At 63.1% G+C, this 17,826-nt stretch carries 13 protein-coding genes and 3 pseudogenes; 8 read left to right on the plus strand and 8 right to left on the minus strand.

Annotated elements, in window-relative coordinates:
* Positions 1 to 114: 114 nt before the first annotated feature.
* The 5 genes and pseudogenes from NTV05_11510 (at position 115) to NTV05_11530 (ending at position 3,765) form a co-directional block, all read left to right on the plus strand.
* Positions 115 to 273: pseudogene (locus NTV05_11510) on the plus strand (HigA family addiction module antitoxin).
* Positions 274 to 432: 159 nt separating this feature from the next.
* A complete protein-coding gene (locus NTV05_11515) occupies positions 433 to 690 on the plus strand; it encodes a hypothetical protein (protein ID MCX6545023.1) in 258 nt (85 codons plus the stop codon).
* Positions 687 to 1,097: a putative toxin-antitoxin system toxin component, PIN family gene (locus tag NTV05_11520; GenBank protein ID MCX6545024.1), complete on the plus strand. Its 411-nt coding sequence runs from the start codon at positions 687 to 689 to the stop codon at positions 1,095 to 1,097. The genes NTV05_11515 and NTV05_11520 overlap by 4 nt, the downstream gene beginning before the upstream one ends.
* A 27-nt stretch (positions 1,098 to 1,124) precedes the next feature.
* Positions 1,125 to 1,229 (plus strand): annotated as a pseudogene (locus tag NTV05_11525) (metal-dependent peptidase).
* Between the two features lie 268 nt (positions 1,230 to 1,497).
* Complete coding sequence (locus tag NTV05_11530; protein MCX6545025.1) at positions 1,498 to 3,765, plus strand: tetratricopeptide repeat protein; 2,268 nt, start codon at positions 1,498 to 1,500, stop codon at positions 3,763 to 3,765.
* A gap of 383 nt (positions 3,766 to 4,148) precedes the next feature.
* On the opposite strand, the pseudogene NTV05_11535 reads toward NTV05_11530, so the two are convergent.
* The 8 genes and pseudogenes from NTV05_11535 to NTV05_11570 all read right to left on the minus strand — a co-directional run bounded on the left by NTV05_11535 (position 4,149) and on the right by NTV05_11570 (position 15,138).
* Positions 4,149 to 5,591: pseudogene (locus tag NTV05_11535) on the minus strand (TIGR03790 family protein).
* A gap of 50 nt (positions 5,592 to 5,641) precedes the next feature.
* Positions 5,642 to 6,346, minus strand: coding sequence for a PEP-CTERM sorting domain-containing protein (locus NTV05_11540; GenBank protein MCX6545026.1), 705 nt, complete (start codon positions 6,344 to 6,346; stop codon positions 5,642 to 5,644).
* Positions 6,347 to 6,728: 382 nt separating this feature from the next.
* Positions 6,729 to 7,451, minus strand: a complete 723-nt coding sequence (locus NTV05_11545; protein MCX6545027.1) for a PEP-CTERM sorting domain-containing protein — start codon at positions 7,449 to 7,451, stop codon at positions 6,729 to 6,731.
* A gap of 551 nt (positions 7,452 to 8,002) precedes the next feature.
* Positions 8,003 to 8,728, minus strand: a complete 726-nt coding sequence (locus tag NTV05_11550) for a PEP-CTERM sorting domain-containing protein (GenBank protein ID MCX6545028.1) — start codon at positions 8,726 to 8,728, stop codon at positions 8,003 to 8,005.
* Between the two features lie 347 nt (positions 8,729 to 9,075).
* Positions 9,076 to 9,972 carry a PEP-CTERM sorting domain-containing protein gene (locus tag NTV05_11555; protein MCX6545029.1) on the minus strand — a complete coding sequence of 299 codons (897 nt, stop codon included), beginning with the start codon at positions 9,970 to 9,972 and terminating at the stop codon, positions 9,076 to 9,078.
* Between the two features lie 472 nt (positions 9,973 to 10,444).
* On the minus strand, positions 10,445 to 12,718 hold the full coding sequence (locus tag NTV05_11560) for a tetratricopeptide repeat protein (protein MCX6545030.1): 2,274 nt from the start codon (positions 12,716 to 12,718) through the stop codon (positions 10,445 to 10,447).
* A 16-nt stretch (positions 12,719 to 12,734) separates the two neighbouring features.
* Positions 12,735 to 14,294, minus strand: coding sequence for a VPLPA-CTERM-specific exosortase XrtD (gene xrtD, locus NTV05_11565; GenBank protein ID MCX6545031.1), 1,560 nt, complete (start codon positions 14,292 to 14,294; stop codon positions 12,735 to 12,737).
* A 187-nt stretch (positions 14,295 to 14,481) separates the two neighbouring features.
* Positions 14,482 to 15,138, minus strand: a complete 657-nt coding sequence (locus NTV05_11570; GenBank protein ID MCX6545032.1) for a PEP-CTERM sorting domain-containing protein — start codon at positions 15,136 to 15,138, stop codon at positions 14,482 to 14,484.
* A 527-nt stretch (positions 15,139 to 15,665) separates the two neighbouring features.
* On the opposite strand from NTV05_11570, the gene NTV05_11575 reads away from it, so the two are divergent.
* The 3 genes from NTV05_11575 (at position 15,666) to NTV05_11585 (ending at position 17,703) form a co-directional block, all read left to right on the plus strand.
* A complete protein-coding gene (locus NTV05_11575) occupies positions 15,666 to 15,965 on the plus strand; it encodes a hypothetical protein (protein ID MCX6545033.1) in 300 nt (99 codons plus the stop codon).
* Between the two features lie 111 nt (positions 15,966 to 16,076).
* Positions 16,077 to 16,610, plus strand: coding sequence for an acyltransferase (locus tag NTV05_11580; protein MCX6545034.1), 534 nt, complete (start codon positions 16,077 to 16,079; stop codon positions 16,608 to 16,610).
* Positions 16,594 to 17,703 (plus strand): acyltransferase, encoded by a 1,110-nt coding sequence (locus NTV05_11585; protein MCX6545035.1) that lies wholly within the window; start codon positions 16,594 to 16,596, stop codon positions 17,701 to 17,703. The genes NTV05_11580 and NTV05_11585 overlap by 17 nt, the downstream gene beginning before the upstream one ends.
* The last annotated feature ends 123 nt before the right edge of the window (positions 17,704 to 17,826 follow it).

The following is a 17,826-nucleotide window of genomic DNA, read 5'->3' on the forward strand; positions in this document are numbered from 1 at the left end:
ATCGCCGCCACCAGCGTCGCGGAGGGCATCCCGCTGCTCACCAGAGACCGGCGTATCCTGAAGTCGACGATCGTCCCGCTGGCGCGTTGAAGAGAATGCCGGGAGAAGTCTGAGATGAGCGTTCCAAACACGGGGCGGTTGATGCGCCGGCCCACACATCCCGGCGAGATGTTGCGGGAGGATCTTCTGCCGGACTTCGGGCTCACCGTCTCCAGCCTGGCTGAGGCCGTGGGCGTGTCCCGCCAGTCGATCAACGAGGTGCTTCGCGGGCGTTGAGCGGCATTTCGTGAGCCTCATCTCGCTCACGTCCAGCGTGATGCCCTCTCTGGGCGCTGCGGCGCGAAAGGGAGCACTCGCTGCACGTGGGCGAGGAGAGAAGAGTGGGCTCATTCACCGTCTGGAAGGGTGTACACTCGAACGACGCGAGGGATTATGACAAGCGCATTGCGTCAGAAGGTAAAGGTGCAGCCGGGCGGGTTGATTGAGATCCGCTCGCCAGAATTGATCGCCGGCAGCCAGGCCGACGTGATCGTCCTGGTCGACAGCGACCGTTCCGAGGGCGCCCGGACAGGCCAGGTCGCCGAGTTGAATGCCGTGTTGAGGCGCACCCAGGGACTGCCTGCCGCACGAGAGATCACCGAGCAGGAAATCGCCGCCGAAATCGCCGCCTATCGCGCGACAAGACGATGAAGGTCGTCATCGATACGAACGTTCTGGTCTCCGCCGCACTCAAGGGCAGGGGCCCAGAGCGGGTGATCCGGTGGGTGGTTTCTCACGAGGACTGGCATTGGATGGTGGCCGATGAGATCCTCGCCGAGTACCGCGAGGTCCTTGCGCGGCCCAAGTTCGGTCTCGACTCCGCGACTCTGGCCGATTGGCTCCACCTCCTGGCATCAGCCACGGAGCCCGTCGGGACGGGGCCGACGGTCGAGTTCGCTCGGGACCCCGCAGACGCCGTGTTCCTGTCCTGCGCTCTCGCCTGCCACGCCGACTACCTGATCACCGGCGACCACGATTTCACTGTTGCACGCCGACTGGGAAACACGGTGATCATCTCGGTCTCGCTATTTGAACGCATCGTCTGCGCCGCGTTCTGAAGACCCGGCGGTACCGCAGCCGGAACCGACGGCAAGCCCGTTGTTGCGCTGACGCTTCGCTACGATCGTGTCGACCACTTCTGGTTCTGCCTCCTGCACGAGCTGGCGCACGTCGGCCGGCATCTGGAGAGCGCGGGCGACGCGGCATTCGTCGACGACCTGACTCTGCGCGACGTGACCGGTGGCCACGAAGACTCCAGGGAATTGGAGGCCGACGAACCGGCGGAAGCCGCGTTGGCGTGGCATCACTCCCGGAGTGATTGGCCCCGCCCTAATTACTCCGGGAGTGATTGGCATCTCCTTGAGCTACAATTGCGGCGTCGCCGCGCGGCCGGGGGGCCGGCGCAGGCAGCCGGTTCGCGGTAGGCAGCCGGTTCGCAGCAGGCAGGAGATTTGACCCATGTTCCAGGCAAAATCCGTCACCGGCGTGTGCCTTGTCGTGGCTCTTTGTGTAGCGGCCGCGTCGTGCTCGAAGAGCGCGAAGAGCTACTTCGAGAGCGGCAACCAGTACGTGGCGCAGAAGAAGCTCAAGGAAGCCGCCATTGAGTACAAGAACGCCGTCCAGAAGGACCCGAACTTCGGCGTGGCGCGTTACAAGCTGGCCGAGACGCTGGCTGAACTCGGCGACATGCCTGGCGCGTTCCGCGAGTACGTCCGCGCGTCCGACCTGCTGCCCGCCGACAAGGACGCGCAGCTGAAGGCCGGCACGTTCCTGCTGCTCGCCGGCCGCTTCGACGATGCGAAGGTGCGCGCGCAGAAGGTGCTGGCCATCGACGCCAGAAACGTCCAGGCGCAGGTGCTGATCGCCAACGCGACCGCCGGCTTGAAGAACCTGGATGGCGCGATCACCGAGATCCGGAAAGCCATCGAGTTCGACCCGAAGGACGCCCGCACCTACCTCAATCTCGGCGCGCTCCAGATGGCGAGCGGCATGAAGGCCGAGGCCGAGGCCACCTTCAAGCAGGCGGTCGAGATCGATCCAAAGAGCGTGACGGCGCGACTGGCGCTTGCGAACTTCTACGGGGCGACGGGGCGCGCACCCGAGGCCGAGCAGTCACTGACCAAAGCCAGTGAGCTCGATCCCAAGAACGTTGCGGCGAACCGCGCACTGGCGAGCTTCTACCTCTCGACCAACCGGGCGCCCGAGGCCGAGGCGTACTTGAAAGCCGTCGCCGACACCACCAAGGACGGCGGATCGCAGATGGCGCTGGCCAGCTACTTCGTCTACATGCAGCGTCACGCCGACGCGATTGCCATACTCGAGACGCTCTCGAAGGAGAAGCAGACATTCGCCACCGCCAAGACGCGCATCGCCAGCATCCAGTACATGGATCGGAAGCCCGCCGAGGCGCACAAGACGATTGACGAGGTGCTCGCGCAGGAGCCGGCCAACGTGAATGCGCTCCTAACGAAGGCGCAGTTCCTCCTCGCCGAGAAGAAGACCGATGACGCGCTCGGGCGCGTGAAAGCGGCGGTCACAGCCGATCCGCGCAACCCCGCGGCGCAGTACCTCCTGGGGACGATCTACGCGTCACGAGACGAGGCGGACGAAGCGATCAAGGCGTACAGCGAAGTCCTGAAGCTGAACCCGCGTGCGGTGCCGGCGCAATTGCAGCTCGCGCGGCTCAACCTCGCCCGCGGCGCCCTCGGGCCCGCGGTGCAGTTTGCCGAGCAGGCCGTCAAGGGCCAGCCCGACAACCCCGCCGCGCACCTGATCCTGTGCCGCGCGCTCATCGCCCGTGGCGACGTCACCCGCGCGGAGACGGAGACCAAGCTGCTTGCGGAGAAGTTCCCGAATGCCGCCGAGGTGCACGCGCTGACGGGATTGCTCCAGGGCCGAAAGGGCGACATGGCGGGTGCGCGCAAGTCGTTCGAGCGCGCGCTGCAGATCGATCCCGCGTCGCTCGACGCGCTGGGCGGGCTGGTGGCGCTCGACTTCAACGCGAAGAAGCCTGCCGACGCCCGGGCGCGCGTAGACGCCGCGCTCGCGAAGACGCCGGACAACGCGCCTCTGCTGATCCTGGCCGCGCGAACCTATGGCTCCGCGGGCGACATGACAAAGGCCGAGCAGGCGCTTGTCAAGATCATTGAGGTCGATCCCTCGAACCTGCAGGCGTACGGCATGCTCGGGCAGTTGTATGTCTCCCAGAACAAGCTCGACCAGGCGAAGGCGCGGTTCGAGGACATCGTCGCGCGCCAGCCGAAGTCGGTGGCCGCGCAGACGATGATCGGGATGATCTACTCGACGCAGGGCAAGAACGCGGAAGCGCGGAAGAGCTACGAGAAGATCCTCGATCTCGATCCGCGGGCGCCGGTGGCCGCGAACAATCTGGCGTGGATGATGGCCGACGCCAACGAGAACCTGGACGTGGCGCTGCAGCTTGCCAAGACCGCCAAGTCGGTGATCCCGAACTCGCCGGATGTGGACGACACGCTTGGCTGGATCTACTACAAGAAGGGGTTGAACACCCTGGCCATCACCTCGTTCCGGGACGCGCTGGCGAAGGCGCCGACCAATGCGGCCTACCACTACAGGCTCGGGCTCGCGTACCTGAAGAACAACGACCCGGTGCGGGCGAAGGAGTCGCTTACGCAGGCGCTCAAGCTGGATCCGAAGCTTCCGCAGGCCGCCGACGCCCGCCGCGCGCTCGACTCACTGCCGAAGTAGGCGGAACTGCGAACCGGTGCCTTCAGCTTCGCCTCGAGCGTCTTGACCTCGGCACTCGCCGCGAGCCCCGGGTCGAGCCGGAGCGCCTTTCGCAGTTCCGTCTCCGCTTCGACCATCTTCCCCACCGCCGCCAGCACCACCGCGTTGTGCAGCCGGACCTCCGCGTTGGTCGGCAGCGCCGCGGCCGCCCGGGCCAGCAGCACCTCCGCCTCGCGGTCGCGTCCCAGCAGGTGCTGCACCCAGGCCAGCGTGTCGCCCACCGTCGGGTTCTCCTTCGACAGCGTGAACGCCCGCTCGGCGTAGCCCAACGCCTCGCCTGGCTGGCCCTTGCGCACCGCGAGGGCGTACGCGAGGTTGTTGAGCGCCACTACGTCGTCTGGCAGCGCCTCGAGCATCTTCCGGTATCGCGCGATCGCCTTGTCGTACTCCCGTTGCTGCTCGTAGGCGGCCGCCAGCAACAGGTGCGCCGATCGCAGGCGCGGGTCGATCGTGGTCGCCTCCTCGAGCGCCTTCTGTGCGCCGGCGTTGTCTCCTCTGCCCGTACGTGCCTCCGCGCGCACCAGCAGTTGCGCCACCTCCGGCTTGATGCCCTGCGCCTCGATCGCTTTGAGCCGCCGCGCCGAGAAGAACGCCGGCAGTTCGGTGGCCATCACGATCCCCGGGTCGATATCCGACGGCTGCAGCGCCTTGCGCGGGAACGGCGCGCACAGCGGGTCGCCCACGACGACCGTCTGCCAGCTCACGAATGGCATGGCCAGGTAGAACGATTCGGCGAGGTTGAAGCCCGAAAGGTAAGCAGGGAACAGCACGTTCGGTCGAATGGTCGCATCCAGATACGGCTCGTCCACGTGGCCTGCGACGCCGGTGATGCCCTCGCGAATCAGATCGCCCGCGAGCGACTGCGGCGAGTTCGCGAAGAACTTGGTTCGATCCGTCCACGGGCCGATGGTCCAGCCAGTGGGCGGCTCGCGGAACGTGCGACCGTCGGTGCTCACAAACATTCCGGCGATCGCGCCAGGCACGAAGCCGAATCCGAACTGCCGCACGGTGATCGCCGGATCGTTCGAGCCCCACGAGTAGTAGCCGAGGACGTTCTTCTCGCCCATCAGCACGCGGCTGCTCGTGTCCAGCACGACGCGGTCGCCGAACCCGTTCGCGGTCATCCAGTCCGCCGTCGCCTTCAACCACCGGTCGCCGCCGGCGTCAATCAAGGTCGCCTTCTGGTCGAGCACGATCTTCCCCTCGCGCGATGGCGCCGCTCCGCGGTCAACGAGCTTCAGCACATCGTCTACCGTGTAGCCGTCGAGGCGCGTCACCAGATAGAGGTCCGTCGTCCGGTGCGTGGACGGCTTCGCGCTGGCGATGGCGGCTTCGCCCAGGTAATAGGGATTGGCGAGCGGGCCAGCCAGCGCAGGGTCGCCGCCGAGCAGCCTCCGGTAGAGCAGCGTCAGCTCCGAATCCACGCTGGCGACCGTGCCCGTCCGGCCGGCGGTGCCCTTGACGCGAAGTGGAATCCCCTTGGTGAGCACGATATAGAGAATGCGGTCCTGGGCCGCGTGGCCGCGAAGCCAGTTGGCGATGGGAAGCTGGATCTGCAGGTTGAACACGTCGCGCTCGATCTCGTCGGCGGCCGCGTCCACTTTGACGCGCAGCAACTGGCCCGGCGGCACACCGCGCACGTGCACGTAGTGCTCCGCGATGCGCAGCGAGTCGGCAGACGACTCGTTGGCGACGAGGAGGACGTTGTCGGCGGTCTGGGCGAAAGCGGGGCCGGCGAGGGTCAGCAGCGCGAGGGCGAAAACGAGGAGGAGTACGGTTCGTCTCATCGATCCTGTTGTCGGCCGGTCCGTGGGCCGGCAACAGGGCGGGCGAACGGCTACTTAGTCGCCTTGCGCCGAAGCGCGCGGGCGAGGCCGATCAGTCCGGTTCCGAAAAGGATCACCGAGGCGGGTTCTGGAATCGGATCCGCCGAGCCGAAGTCCTGATTCAAGCCGCTCCCCTCAGGCCCACCGGTCCCGTTGAACCAGGTGCCGGGTCCGGATGAATTGGCGTTCATCAAGCCAAACAGTCGGGTAGTCTCGCTCGTGACAATCGAGTTTGGAGTGGCTTTGAACCAACCAGTGGCCAAACTGTACGCAATATTCGGGTCCTCGTACGCGACCTCCCAGAGCGCCAACTGAATGGCCCCAGCGAAGTCGTTGAGACCAACGTCAGATGGTCTGGTCTGGTTCAAGATCCAGCCGAGCTTCGGTCCGATTCCGGGTTGGGCATGGGGTGGAGCCGGTGACGCGCCACCGCCAGGGTAGGCTGCAATGTCAAGGAGGGCCATTTCTTCGGTCCACTTGAGGTAGCTGAAGAAATCGAGGCAGTAGGCGATGTAGTCCTTGTTGGTCGTCTGATCGTGCAACATCAGTTGACCGGCGAAATAGCCGTAGTTCTCGGTGGCGGACCCGTTGTCGTAGCTCGCACTAAAGCCGTACGTCCCGGGCCCAAGTGTCTGGCTGATGATGATGGTGTCCGCTGAGGCATTCGCCACAGGCAGGATCGCGGTGATGGCAAGGGCGACCAGGAGTCGTTTCACGTTCTTCCTCTGGGAGGCACAAGTAGCAAACGACTGATCCCAACACTCCTCGGGAATCTGACTTCGTCAGTCAACGGGAGTCGAGGCGCAGCAGTCCTTCTACTGACTCTCCGCATTAGCAAACCATGTGCCCGCAATCCTCCGAGGCGGCTTCGAGAGCTACGGTTGCCGCAACTAATTCACAGTGTGGGACTTATAGTAACGGCTCGATGGGTCAGAAACCCCTGGGGCAAGGCGTAATTCACCCCACGGGCAGACTGTTGTCGGCCAGGAGAGGGACTGGCGACGTCGGTGGCTGCGAATGAAGAAGGACCGCCCGGTTGCCCGAGCGGCCCTTTGATCTATCTCAGTCTTGCGGCGGCGTGTGCCGCCTATTCGGTTCCTACTTCTTCCGCTTCCGAGCCGCGCGTGCCACGCCCGCCAGGCCGAGGCCGAGGAGGGTCAGCGTCGCGGGCTCGGGGACGGGCCCAAGCGCGGTGTTGATCTCGTTGACATAGAGCTGCGTGCCTGTCGCGCCGTCAGTGAAGGTGTCGCTCAGGAATCCGTTGAAGATCGCGCGGGTCCCGCTCCCGAACGTGATCGCGCAATCCCCGTTGGTGAATGTCGCTGCGCAGATGCCCGGGGTCAGGTCGGTCGAAAATACGCCCCAACCCGGATTGTAGAGGCTGACGGGGTTTGTGATTCCCGTCAACAGCGATGCCGCCGTCACCGTGACCGTCCCCTGATTGTAGGTGCCGGTGAACGCGGTCGAGAAGGCGCTGGCGTGCCCGTCAGTCCTCGTCCAGTCCGCTCCGATAGCGGCACCACCAGCCGCCAGGTGCGCTGCGACCGCCGTCCAGGCCGAATCGAAAGACGCACCCGACGAGTTCTGTTGGAAGAAGATCGCCAGGTCGTAGCCGCCTCCGGTCAGGAGCGTCGTGAACGACGCCAGGTCGGCTGCCGTGGTGACCGTATGCGACCCGCTGACGGCTACCAGTGCCGCAGCCATCCGGTCGGTCCCGACATTCAAGTCGTTGAAGTACAGAATCGACGAGGCGTTTGCGGCGCGTGCCCCGAGCGTCATCGCCAACGCAAGAGCCGTGAAAACAATCACCAGTCTCTTCATCTTCATCCTCCTAAAGATAACAAGCCCGGCGCTGCCCTGCGCGCCGAAGATCCACTCGACCGTGCCCATAAGTCAGTCACCAGACGCATACACTTCGAAATTATGGCAATTCGACCGATTCTCTCCAGAACGACAGACCGTATTGAAACCCTCTTGCCCAAACCCGCTGAAGATAGAGCCGCGCAATGTGAGCACTCCAATCGGCAGGCATAAATTCGCCGAGCGCTCGCGATCGGAAACCGCCGAACTAACTATGAATTATTGCTAGATACGTGCCACCTGGATAGGACCTGTCGTAGCAACGTCTATTGAATGCAGAAATTCAACGAAATACTCCACTATTTGGCTTTTTTGGCTGCACTGGGTTCGTGCACGGCGGCAGGCCAGCCAAGACAAAGTCGCTTGTGGCGGGGACTTTTGTTCCCTTGGTCGCAGAATCCTGTATTTCCCGACTTCCTTCTCACGACGGTCCGGTATGCGCCGGCCATTTCCGGAAAGTGACAGCGTGGCGCGTCTGGCGCCGCCAGTGGAGCACCGACGCCGACGGTTGGCTACCGAGGGCGACGACGGACGATTCTTGCGAGCCCGACCAGGCCCGTGCCCAGGAGGACCATCGACGCGGGCTCAGGGGCGGGGGTGCAATCTCCCGCCGCAGAACAACCGGGGCCGTCCCACACCATACCCGTATTGGCGCCGGTATAGAAACCGTTGGTGATGTCTGCCGCAAAGTGATGCCCGGCGGCATTGGGAATGAACCAATCGGGCGTTATGCCAGACGAACCGATTCTAAACTCGAGCGGACCTGGGTTTGGGTGAGAAGCACCTTTACCGCAATAAGCGGTGCTCTCAGCATATTTCCCACTACACAGATACGAGAAGCCGAATTGTCCGGCGTCGCTGGTGGGAGCGTCCCCACCGAGGCGCCAAATCCAAGCCACGTCCGGCGAACCGCCAGCAACGCCCAGGCCATCTTGAATCAAAGTAACATTTGACGGAGTAAGCGTCGTCACGCCAGAAAGGTTCCACGCGAAGTCGGGGTGGTTATTGGTCTCGCTGCCTGTCGTAACGAAGCCGATGCCTGCATTCAACGTGACCAGCACATCTACCACGTTCGCCGACCCGTCCGAGCTGGATGCAAACTGCGTGAGTACGACTGTGCCGAATGGCCCGGTGCCACAGCAAGCACTCTGATTGAGCGTGAAAGTCGACGCACTCGCGGTTCCGGCCCACGCCATTACGACGATCGCCACTCCTGCCGCTACGAGATTCTTCAACATTATCGCTTTCCAACCGGCACCGAGTTAAGTCAAGGACAGTACAGCTAGTTTGCTCTATTCCATGCAAATGTGAAGCCAGATCGAGGCTGGCCGACATTCGGGCGTGAAATCAGCGTTTGTTGGCCAATAGCAACCGCTTTGTGAGATGAGACTGACAGGCGCAAAAAGACTTAGTCTTCTTTGTGAGCACAAACAGTCTGCCCCGGCGGATCCGTTCTGACTCTTAAGGACTTGCACCTCCAAGTGAACGACCGCGCACGGCGTACAACAAGAAGGGCCGCTCGGTTACCCGGGCGGCCCTTCGATCTGTCTCGGTGTTGCGGCGGCGCATGCCGCCCACTCCATTCCTACTTCTTCCGCTTCCGCGCCGCACGCGCGAGGCCGACCAGGCCAGTGCCGAGCAGCAGAATGGTGGCCGGCTCGGGAACCTCTGGGGGAAGGGGGTCGCCAATCACTTGAATCCACTCATCGGGGCCGTCGTTGTTCGCGTAGATGCCGCCGGTAATGCCCATGGCGTTGTAAAGATACAGGTAATCGCCATAACTGGTTGGGATCGGTACGTAGAACGCATAGTCACCCGACCCGCTCCCGTTGTCCCATTTATAGTTCAGCAATAGCGAGTTCGATCCGAGACTCCAGAACTGGTTGCCCAATCCCGCCGCGGTGTCACTTGACTGTGGGTACTGAGGCACCCCGTTGACCAAGGCGACGCCGGGGTTCCTGGCGGGACTGTCAGAGGTGTAGAAGCCCAGCTGATCTAACGAAATGAGAGGAGCGCCGCCCTGCTGGTCTATGTCAATGATGAACTTCCAGTAGGCCTGTCCGGAGCCGGTATAGAGTTCGTCCAACCACTGATAATGGTACCCAGTAAGCTGTTTATCATCGGGGGCCAGTCCCCAATAGACGGAGAGCGCGGCCAACTGATCGGTCTGCACGAGGCTCGTCCAGTTGGCCGATCCATACGCGCCGTTGTAATCTACGCTGCCGAGGTTGGCCGCATCGTAGTTGTACGCCTGCGTGATGCCGCCATTTGTATCCTTGGTCGGCATGAACTTCAGGAACGGATCGATGAACCCCGTTCCAGTGGCCTGTGGATTGACCCCTTGGACGATCATCCCACCCAGGACCAAAATCTGCGCGGCGTTGGTGGAGGCAAACTTCGCCGTCAGGTCAATAGTGCCTGCCTGGGCAGTCCCCACACAGGTGACTAGCGTGACGATGGCGACAAACAGCAGCTTCTTCATCGGCCGTCTCCATCCCAAGACCCGCCAGCGTTGGACGCCGGCAACGCACCAGGCAATCACGTGTGCGGTCACGCCAACAATCGCCGATGCACTCCCCGTCTCAGCCCAGCCCATCACGACTACGGCCCTGGCGAATGTCTCTAACGGCGAATGTCTCCAGAACTTCCCCAACGGCAACCGTGAACCACGTGGGCGATGGGGCTAGTTTGTTTACTTACTAGCAAATGTGGATCCAGATCAAGGGCGCGGTGGGCCTAGCCTTGAAATTAGAGTTTCTTGGCCTATTTCACTTGGTACACGGAGTGAGAGTGATACAACGAGGCGTCATTTGTCGCCGCGGACGCCGACAAATAGTCTTCTATGCGGGATCTGCAATGACTTCGGGGGCGGCCCAGCGCGTCGGCACCGATCCAGCCCAGACCCGGCCCGTTCGTGTCGGCCGCGCCGGCCCGCGAGCGATTTCGGCCGTCTGTTAGAGAGTCGCCAGAATCTTCCTGGCCTCCGCGGCGCCGTCGAAGTCGCGCTTCAGCGAGAGCGCCCTCTCGAGGGCCTGCTTCGCCTGGGGCCTTTCGCCGTTCTTTAGGTACGCCAGCCCGAGATGGTACTGGTATATGGCGTTACCCGGGTCCTTGGCCGCGCTTCGCTGAAACGACGCGATCGCGAGCGGGGCAAGTCCCTTCTTAAGGTAGACCCAGCCCAGCGTGTCGTCCACTTCGTGCCGGTCGGCAAGTTGGCGCTTTGCGGTCTGGGCCAACTGCAGCGCGACATCGAGATTGCCACCTCGTTCCGCGTAGAGCCAAGCGAGGTTATTGGCGGCAACCGGCGCATCGCGTCCGATTTCTATTGTGCGCTCGTACCGCTTCTGTGCTTCGTCGAGGCGGTTCTGCGTCTGCAGCATCATGCCGACCATCGTGTTGGCGCCGACGTTGGTGGGTTCCTTGTCCGCAATCCGCTCGAACTCTCGGCGGGCGTCGTCCACGCGACCCTGGGTGTAGAAGATCTGGCCCAGCGCGGCGTAGGCACTCATGTTGTTGGGTTGGACCTCAACCAGTCTTCGCCAGGCCTGCTCTGCCTGTTTCACATCTCCCAGCGACATGTATGCGCGCCCGGCAAACTCGAGAACCGCCGGATTCGCAGGGTCCTTGGCCAGCCGCGCGCCGATTCGGGCTAGGGCGTCGGCCGGCTTCCCGCTTGCAACGTCGAGACCCACCAGCCCCGCCAGCGCCGGGATAGAGGTGCCGTCCAGTTCCTGGGCCCGCGCAAAGGCGGCACGTGCCGTTGCATAATCCTTCTTAGCGGCAGCGACGGTCCCGGCCAGGATGTGCACGTCCGGCGAGCGGGGTGCCTGCGCGACAAGCGTCGCCGATTCCGTGGTCGCCCGGGCGATATCGCCGCGCGCGAGCAGGAGACGGACGAGTGTGAGGCGGGCGTCGAGGTTGCCCGGCTGTCTGCCGACGACTTCCTCGAGCGTCTTCTGAGCGGGCTCGAGCGCGCCTGTTCCAAATTGAATCTTGGCGATCTGGAGAGCCGCGTCCAGCGAGCTCGGTTTCAGTTTCAGCACTTCCCTGAAGGCCTTTTGCGCCTGCTCTGTGTCATTCTTCTCGAGGTACATCAGGCCGATGGCGTACTGTGCGTCTGTCAGCCTCGGATCGGCCGCCGCTGCCGCCTGTGCGCGCGCCAGGGCCTCATCGATCTTGCCATCAGTGCTGAGGAACCTTGCCTTCAGCAAGAGGACTTGCGCGTTGTTGGGCTCGGCGGCCAGCAGTTCGTCGAGCCGTTTGTGTGCCTGCTCGCGTCGTTTGTCGGTAAAATCCCATCGCGCCAGCGCGAGCGTCGCCGGCACCTTTCCGTCCGGCTCCTTCGCCAGCGCCTCCAGCACCGGGATTGCCTCCGCGCTCCGGGTGTTGACGAAGTAGTAATCCGCGAGTTGCAGTCTGTCGGCGACGGCCTTCGTCGTTTCTGCCAGCCGGCGCAGGGGCTGTTCGGCTTCCTTCGTGCGGCCAGACTGCAGGTAGAACGCCGCGAGAGTCCGGTTGGCGTCAGCGTGCGTAGGCTGAAGCGCAAGCGCTTCCTTCAGGAGCGCTTCGCTCCTGGCGGTGTCGCCGGCGGCCCAGTAGATCTTCACCAGTCCAATCCTGGCATCAACCGACGCTGGCTCGACGGCGATCGCGTTGCGCAGAATCGTCTCCGCCTGCGCCGGGTTCCCGCTGTCCCGCACGTAGCCGGCGAGATTCAGGTAGGTATCCACCCGGTGCGGGTCGAGCGTGATGGCGATTTCGAGTTCCTTGATGGCCCCAGTCAGGTCCTTCTGGCCGCCCAGAGCATTGGCCAGGGCGAGTCGTGCGGTGAGGTTTTTCGGGTTCTTCCTCAGCAGCGCCTCCGCAATCCGCTTGCCGTCTTCGTGGCGGCCGGCGAGCACCAGATACTGCGCCGCTCTCAACTGGACGTCGTCTCTATCGGGAAGCAGGTCCGCGGCCCTCACGAACTCGCGGAAGGCGTTCTCGGGATCGCTCAGGCGTTCGTAGATGCCGGCCAGCTTGAAGCGTGCCTCGCCGAAGCGCGCATCCACCTTGATCGCGTTCCGGTATTCGATCACCGCCTCGCGCAGCTTGTTCTGTTGGACGTACCGATCTGCGCGCGCCAGATAGTCCCGCTTGGCCGTCTCGGGATCCTTCGAGCACGAGACAACCGGGATGAGAACAACCACGAGCGCAACGGCGCGGACGAATGGACCAGATGGCCTCACGGTGCCCTTCCTTCGATTACCCGCCCAGATGCTTGGTGAGAACAGGCAACAACTCGCTGACGAATTCCAACCCCGTCGCCGTCGCCGCCTGTCCGTCGGTTGTGTCTTGAGGGGAGATGGGGACGATCACCCGGACCAGGGCGGCGTCGCTCCTGTTCAATCGAATCGCGTCCACCACCGTGTAGATCTTCCCCCAGTACTCGCTCGCGATGATTCGGCCGTGGGCCTGATACCAGTAAAGCACCAGCAATCGATCGAGCCCCTTCTGAACGACGAGTTGGTTGATTTCCGCCGTCTGAGAAGCTGTGCCGTTGTCCACAGCTGGGATGGCGATGCGGCCCCGGTAGACGGGTTCCCATCCCGCGCCCGGCATGCAGTTGAGCGGCGAATGCATGGTCTGCCCCTGCCGCTGGCTCTCGTAGTACCCCACGTAGAGACTGATTCCCGGCCGGCCCGGTGCCCGGTAGCCACGATTGAGGTAGTCGTCAACGCGCAGTTGGCCGAGGACATTCCTGTCCAGCGTCTGGTCTCCGGTTCCCTCCCAGGCGCCAATCGTCTGGGGCAGCGTGACCAGGCGCTGGTGCAGCGGAATCGCTTCGGTCCGCGTTGCGGCTCCCAGCGCACCGGCACCCGCGAGAAGACACGCAGAGACCACCAGGGCTCTCGTGATGAAGCCTGCGCCCTGTTGCGCCTGCAGCGAGATGGACGCCGTCGGCCCCATGCGCGGATCCGCCGACGCCGCCGCGGCGGGAGCCGCCGGGCCCAACCATTTCGCCAGCCGCTCGACCGCCAGCAGCAGCACGCCGGCGACGACGAAGACCATCCAGCCCGAGAATGTGTGAAGAAAGCCCTCTGCTGCTGCCGCGCCGACAAAGTGGGCTGCGACGCCCGTGCCGGCCACCCTGATCCCGTTGGCGAAGATCGCGATGGGCACCGACGAGAGCGCGAGCACCCATCGCAGCCACAAGGCGGACTCCGTCAGGTACCCCCACACCAAAGCGAGCGTCAGCAGCGACATCAGCGAGCGGATGCCGCTGCACGCATCCACAACCTCGAGGCTGGTCGAGGCGAGGGTGATGACGTTGCCTTCGCGGAGCACCGGGATCTGGCACGCCGAAATGGCGAACTCTCCAAAGCGAGACGCCAGGAGCTGAAGGGGAAACGTGATCTGGTTGAAGATGATGGCGGGGATCGGAATCGCGAGGGCCAGCAGCAGGAACGCGAACCCGAGCGCCTTGAGGTACTGCGTGCCCCGGAGGAAGAGGACCGTGCCGGCGACCGTGCCCAGCAGGGCGACGCGCGTGAGGAACAACTCTGCGCCAATGACTCCCGCGACAAGTGTCAAGATGCTGCCAACGACCAGCAGCAAGCCGATCATCGACGGTTTGACAGGGAGACTCGCCAGGCGCGCTCGGCTACGCCACCAGACGTAACCCGCCAGCGGGACCACCAGGAGGCCGTGCGAGTAGTTGTCGTCGTTCCACCAGTCGAGGACCAGTTTCGCGATGACGTCTCGAAACAGGAACGCGATACTCGCCACGAGCACCGCAACAACGCCTGCCCGCTTCATGGTCATGGTATAGGCACAAGAGTGGAACGAGCGCACTCGCCGCAGGCGGGTGGCCGTCTATGTCAACACTAGAGCGCATCTTACCAGACGACAGACGATTATTGTCGACCTGGGCCGGACAGAAAAACCCCTGGCACCCATCGGGCGCCAGGGGTGAGATTCAGCGGAGGAGAACAAGCCAAACCGTCGAGCGCTACTTCTTGAGGCGGCGACGGACCGCACCGGCAAGGCCGACCAGGCCCGAGCCAAACAGCAGCATCGATGCGGGCTCGGGGACCGAGGTGTTCTTGATGTCCGTGCTGATGGCAATTCCGTGCTCATCCGGGGCGGTTCCGATCCAACCTGCATGCAGTGAGAACCCGAAGAAAGCAAACGGCGTCTCCACGGGAATACCGAGGGCACGCAGCACCTCCGGGCTCTTGGTGTCAACACCGGTAGCAGAAACCAAACCTTGAGCAGTGCTCCCATGTGAGTTGATTGTCCCGGACAACAGCGTCACCAGATTGTTGGCATCGCCCACGCCGAGCGAAGGGATGTACCCCGTGATGCTGATGAAATTGGTGGCGGAGCGGGTGTCGAAGGCAAGACTCGCCCAAGTTCCAGGTATGATGTGACCGTCGCCGACCGCAGTGCCGTAGGTCAGGAAGTTACCGGGCACGACACTTCCCTGGACGTTCATTATCTGGATGGGAATCCCTGATCCCCACACATCCGCTCCGTCGCGGAAAAGGGTGCCACCGGATCCGGCGATCCCGGTGCCGAAATCGATCACGATGGGTACCGCCTGGGCCGGGGCGACGGTGATCACCATCGCGGCCGCCACGAACAGCGCTAACAACATCTTTCGCATCTTGTGTTCTCCTCTGCAAACCGATCGGCTGAAGGTAGTAACCGTACGAGTGTCGCTCTCAATCGACACTTCTTTCTTCGTCGTAGTCCTTATCACGATCCGTGCCAGTCAACTGAGCACAGCGTTGCGTTGGGTGGCAAGTGCAATGTCAGGAAATAAAGTGCTATTTTGCAATAAGTTGCACGCGCGACATTGTTGCCAGTTATGGCAAAACGAAGTTCGATGACGGTGAGGATTCGCTGATAGTCATCCCCCAGCGCGACATGTGTCGCTTTGTGGGTGTGCCTGTTGGACTTTTGCCGGTCTGTCTCGGGCAGTGATTCCCGGTCGCTGGGTGGAGTAAGCGACGGCTCGGGATGGACGGTTGGGCCCCCCGTTTGTCGGAGCGATCGGAGGCGCGATTTGAAGGGACCTGCAGTTCTTCGTGTGCGATACTCATTTCCGCCATCTGTTCGGCCGATAAGCACATCGCCGGCCGGGCGGCGTTTCCCGCCCGGCGGCTGATCCCGAGGTAGGGCGTGTTCCACATGGACAGAGATGCCATCAAGGCCGTGGTTCTCGAGGCACTGCGCAACGCGAACCTTTCGCGCCCGGAGGACGAGCGCCTCACCGTGTCGGACGACGCCATTGTCTTTGGACCTGGCTCGCCGCTGGATTCCCTGGGTCTGGTTGCCTTGTTGATTGACATCGAGGAGGGGCTGCGCGCCGAAGGCTCGCGAGTGAGCCTGAGCGACGAGCGTGCGATGTCGCAGTCACGAAGCCCGTTCCGGAGTGTGCCGCGGCTCGTCGAATTCATCGAGGGATTGGTGGCCTCTCCAGCCTTATAGCCAATGGACGAAACGCCCGCTTCCGTTCGCTCCTTGGTGAAGGCCGTAGCCAATGGCCTCGCGCTCGTTCTGGTGTCTCCGTGCGCGCTGACCTGCTGGGTCGAGTCGAGAGTGGCGCCGCACGGTGAGTCGGTGTTCGGCTTCTGGACGAACGTGATGGCGCTGCTCCCAGGCCTACCCGGGATGTACCTCCGCCGGGCCTTCTACCACCTCACGCTTGAATCGTGCGCGCTGGACTGTCACCTCGGATTCGGGATGGTGTTCACTCACCGACGCGTGGCGGTAGAAAGCGGCGCCTACGTCGGACCGTATTCGCTCATCGGTTCCGCGCGGCTGCGGAGGGGCTGCCTCATCGGAAGCAGGGTGAGCATCCTGAGCGGGCCATTGCTCCACGCTCTGGACGAACACGGAAGATGGCTTCCGGCCGACCTGAGCAGGCTGCACCAAGTGGACGTTGGCGAGAATGCGTGGGTAGGTGAAGGGGCAATCGTCATGGTGAACGTCGGCGCAGGTTCGCTAGTCGGAACCGGTGCCGTTGTGTCGACGAGGGTCCGACCAGGGATCGTGGTCGCTGGAAACCCGGCTCGCTTTGTCCGCCGGCTTCGGGCGGATGAGGAGGCACCCGTCGATGGACATCGAGAGTAGAACTGCGACCAGGCAGTACCTGCCATTTGTTGATTGGATGAAGTGCATCGGCATTGCGCTCATCGTGATCGGGCACGTCGCCTCTGCTCCAATCAACCACCTCACGCCGCCCATCTTCCCGAAGCAGCTTGGGGTCGCGTTCTTCATGTTCGTCATGGGGTTCTCCCTGGCTCGAGAGACCCGGCGCCCGCTGCAGGTGCTACTCAATCGTCTTTTCGAGATCTACCTGTTCGGCATCGCCATTGCCCTGCTGTTGTCGGTAGTCATGTACCTGACGAAAGGCACGCTCAATCTCAGCAACTATCTGCCTTTCCTCCTCGGCGTCAACGTCCTGTTCAACAACTTTCCTGCTAATCCCACGACGTGGTACATCGGCACCTACCTCCACGTGCTTATCGTGTGGGCTGTCATCGTCAGACGGCTTCGCATCCAGCCGTGGATGCTGGCGGTGTCGGTCTTCCTGGAAATCGCCGCTCGAGCCGTTCTGCTCGCGACGGTTGGTAAGTTCATCGCCTACATGCTCGTTCCGAACTGGATTACCGTGTTTCTACTCGGTACCTGGTTCGGGCAACGAACGCACGTGGCGACAGGTGGTCCCGATGAGGCGCGGTCTGGCGGTTGGCGGAACGGCGTCTTTGGCTATTCACTGCTGCTTGCGGGTTGGGCCGCGGGGTGGGCGCTCGCCGTTCGGCCACTAGTCCGGGAGTTCTCGTTTCCGTTCATGAGACTGTCGTCGACGGGACGAGTGTCCGACGCGCTGATTACGTCCATCGCCGCATCCACCGTCTACCTCGTGTACACGCTGCTCTCTTTCCATGTTGCGAGGAGGACTTCGGCGCCAGGTTGGGTACGGTTCATCGCGCGCAATACACTGATCATCTTCATCGCGCACATGCCCGTGTACTATGCACTTGGGGACCTGTTGAACGGTCTCCGGCTCTCATATCTCCAGCGATCGATCATCCACGTCTCCGTGTGTCTGGTGGGCTTGGCATTCGTCTCCGAGTTCATCCGAAAGGCGGTTCGGCCCGTCGCTGCCCGACAGTGGCTGGCCGCGCGGCTTGGACTGACCAGCAGCTTCGCGAATCGATGAGCGGCGGCGTCTTCATTCGATGGTCGCGGGTTTGAGACCCTTGGGGCGCCCCGATAGTCGATGTTATCTGTGAGCCTGATCCTTGGCTGTGTCCCGTGCCCAGGGGTCAATGAAGGAGGCACG

Source organism: Acidobacteriota bacterium (assembly GCA_026393755.1).
Classification (GTDB): domain Bacteria; phylum Acidobacteriota; class Vicinamibacteria; order Vicinamibacterales; family JAKQTR01; genus JBAXOX01.

What these genes read in the sequence shown, in the direction of transcription:
- NTV05_11515 (MCX6545023.1), top strand. Translation starts at nt 433, where the DNA reads ATGACAAGCGCATTGCGTCAGAAGGTAAAGGTGCAGCCGGGCGGGTTG.
- NTV05_11520 (MCX6545024.1), top strand. Translation starts at nt 687, where the DNA reads ATGAAGGTCGTCATCGATACGAACGTTCTGGTCTCCGCCGCACTCAAG.
- NTV05_11530 (MCX6545025.1), top strand. Translation starts at nt 1,498, where the DNA reads ATGTTCCAGGCAAAATCCGTCACCGGCGTGTGCCTTGTCGTGGCTCTT.
- NTV05_11545 (MCX6545027.1), bottom strand. Translation starts at nt 7,451, where the DNA reads ATGAAGAGACTGGTGATTGTTTTCACGGCTCTTGCGTTGGCGATGACG.
- NTV05_11550 (MCX6545028.1), bottom strand. Translation starts at nt 8,728, where the DNA reads ATGTTGAAGAATCTCGTAGCGGCAGGAGTGGCGATCGTCGTAATGGCG.
- NTV05_11555 (MCX6545029.1), bottom strand. Translation starts at nt 9,972, where the DNA reads ATGAAGAAGCTGCTGTTTGTCGCCATCGTCACGCTAGTCACCTGTGTG.
- xrtD (MCX6545031.1), bottom strand. Translation starts at nt 14,294, where the DNA reads ATGACCATGAAGCGGGCAGGCGTTGTTGCGGTGCTCGTGGCGAGTATC.
- NTV05_11570 (MCX6545032.1), bottom strand. Translation starts at nt 15,138, where the DNA reads ATGCGAAAGATGTTGTTAGCGCTGTTCGTGGCGGCCGCGATGGTGATC.
- NTV05_11575 (MCX6545033.1), top strand. Translation starts at nt 15,666, where the DNA reads ATGGACAGAGATGCCATCAAGGCCGTGGTTCTCGAGGCACTGCGCAAC.
- NTV05_11585 (MCX6545035.1), top strand. Translation starts at nt 16,594, where the DNA reads ATGGACATCGAGAGTAGAACTGCGACCAGGCAGTACCTGCCATTTGTT.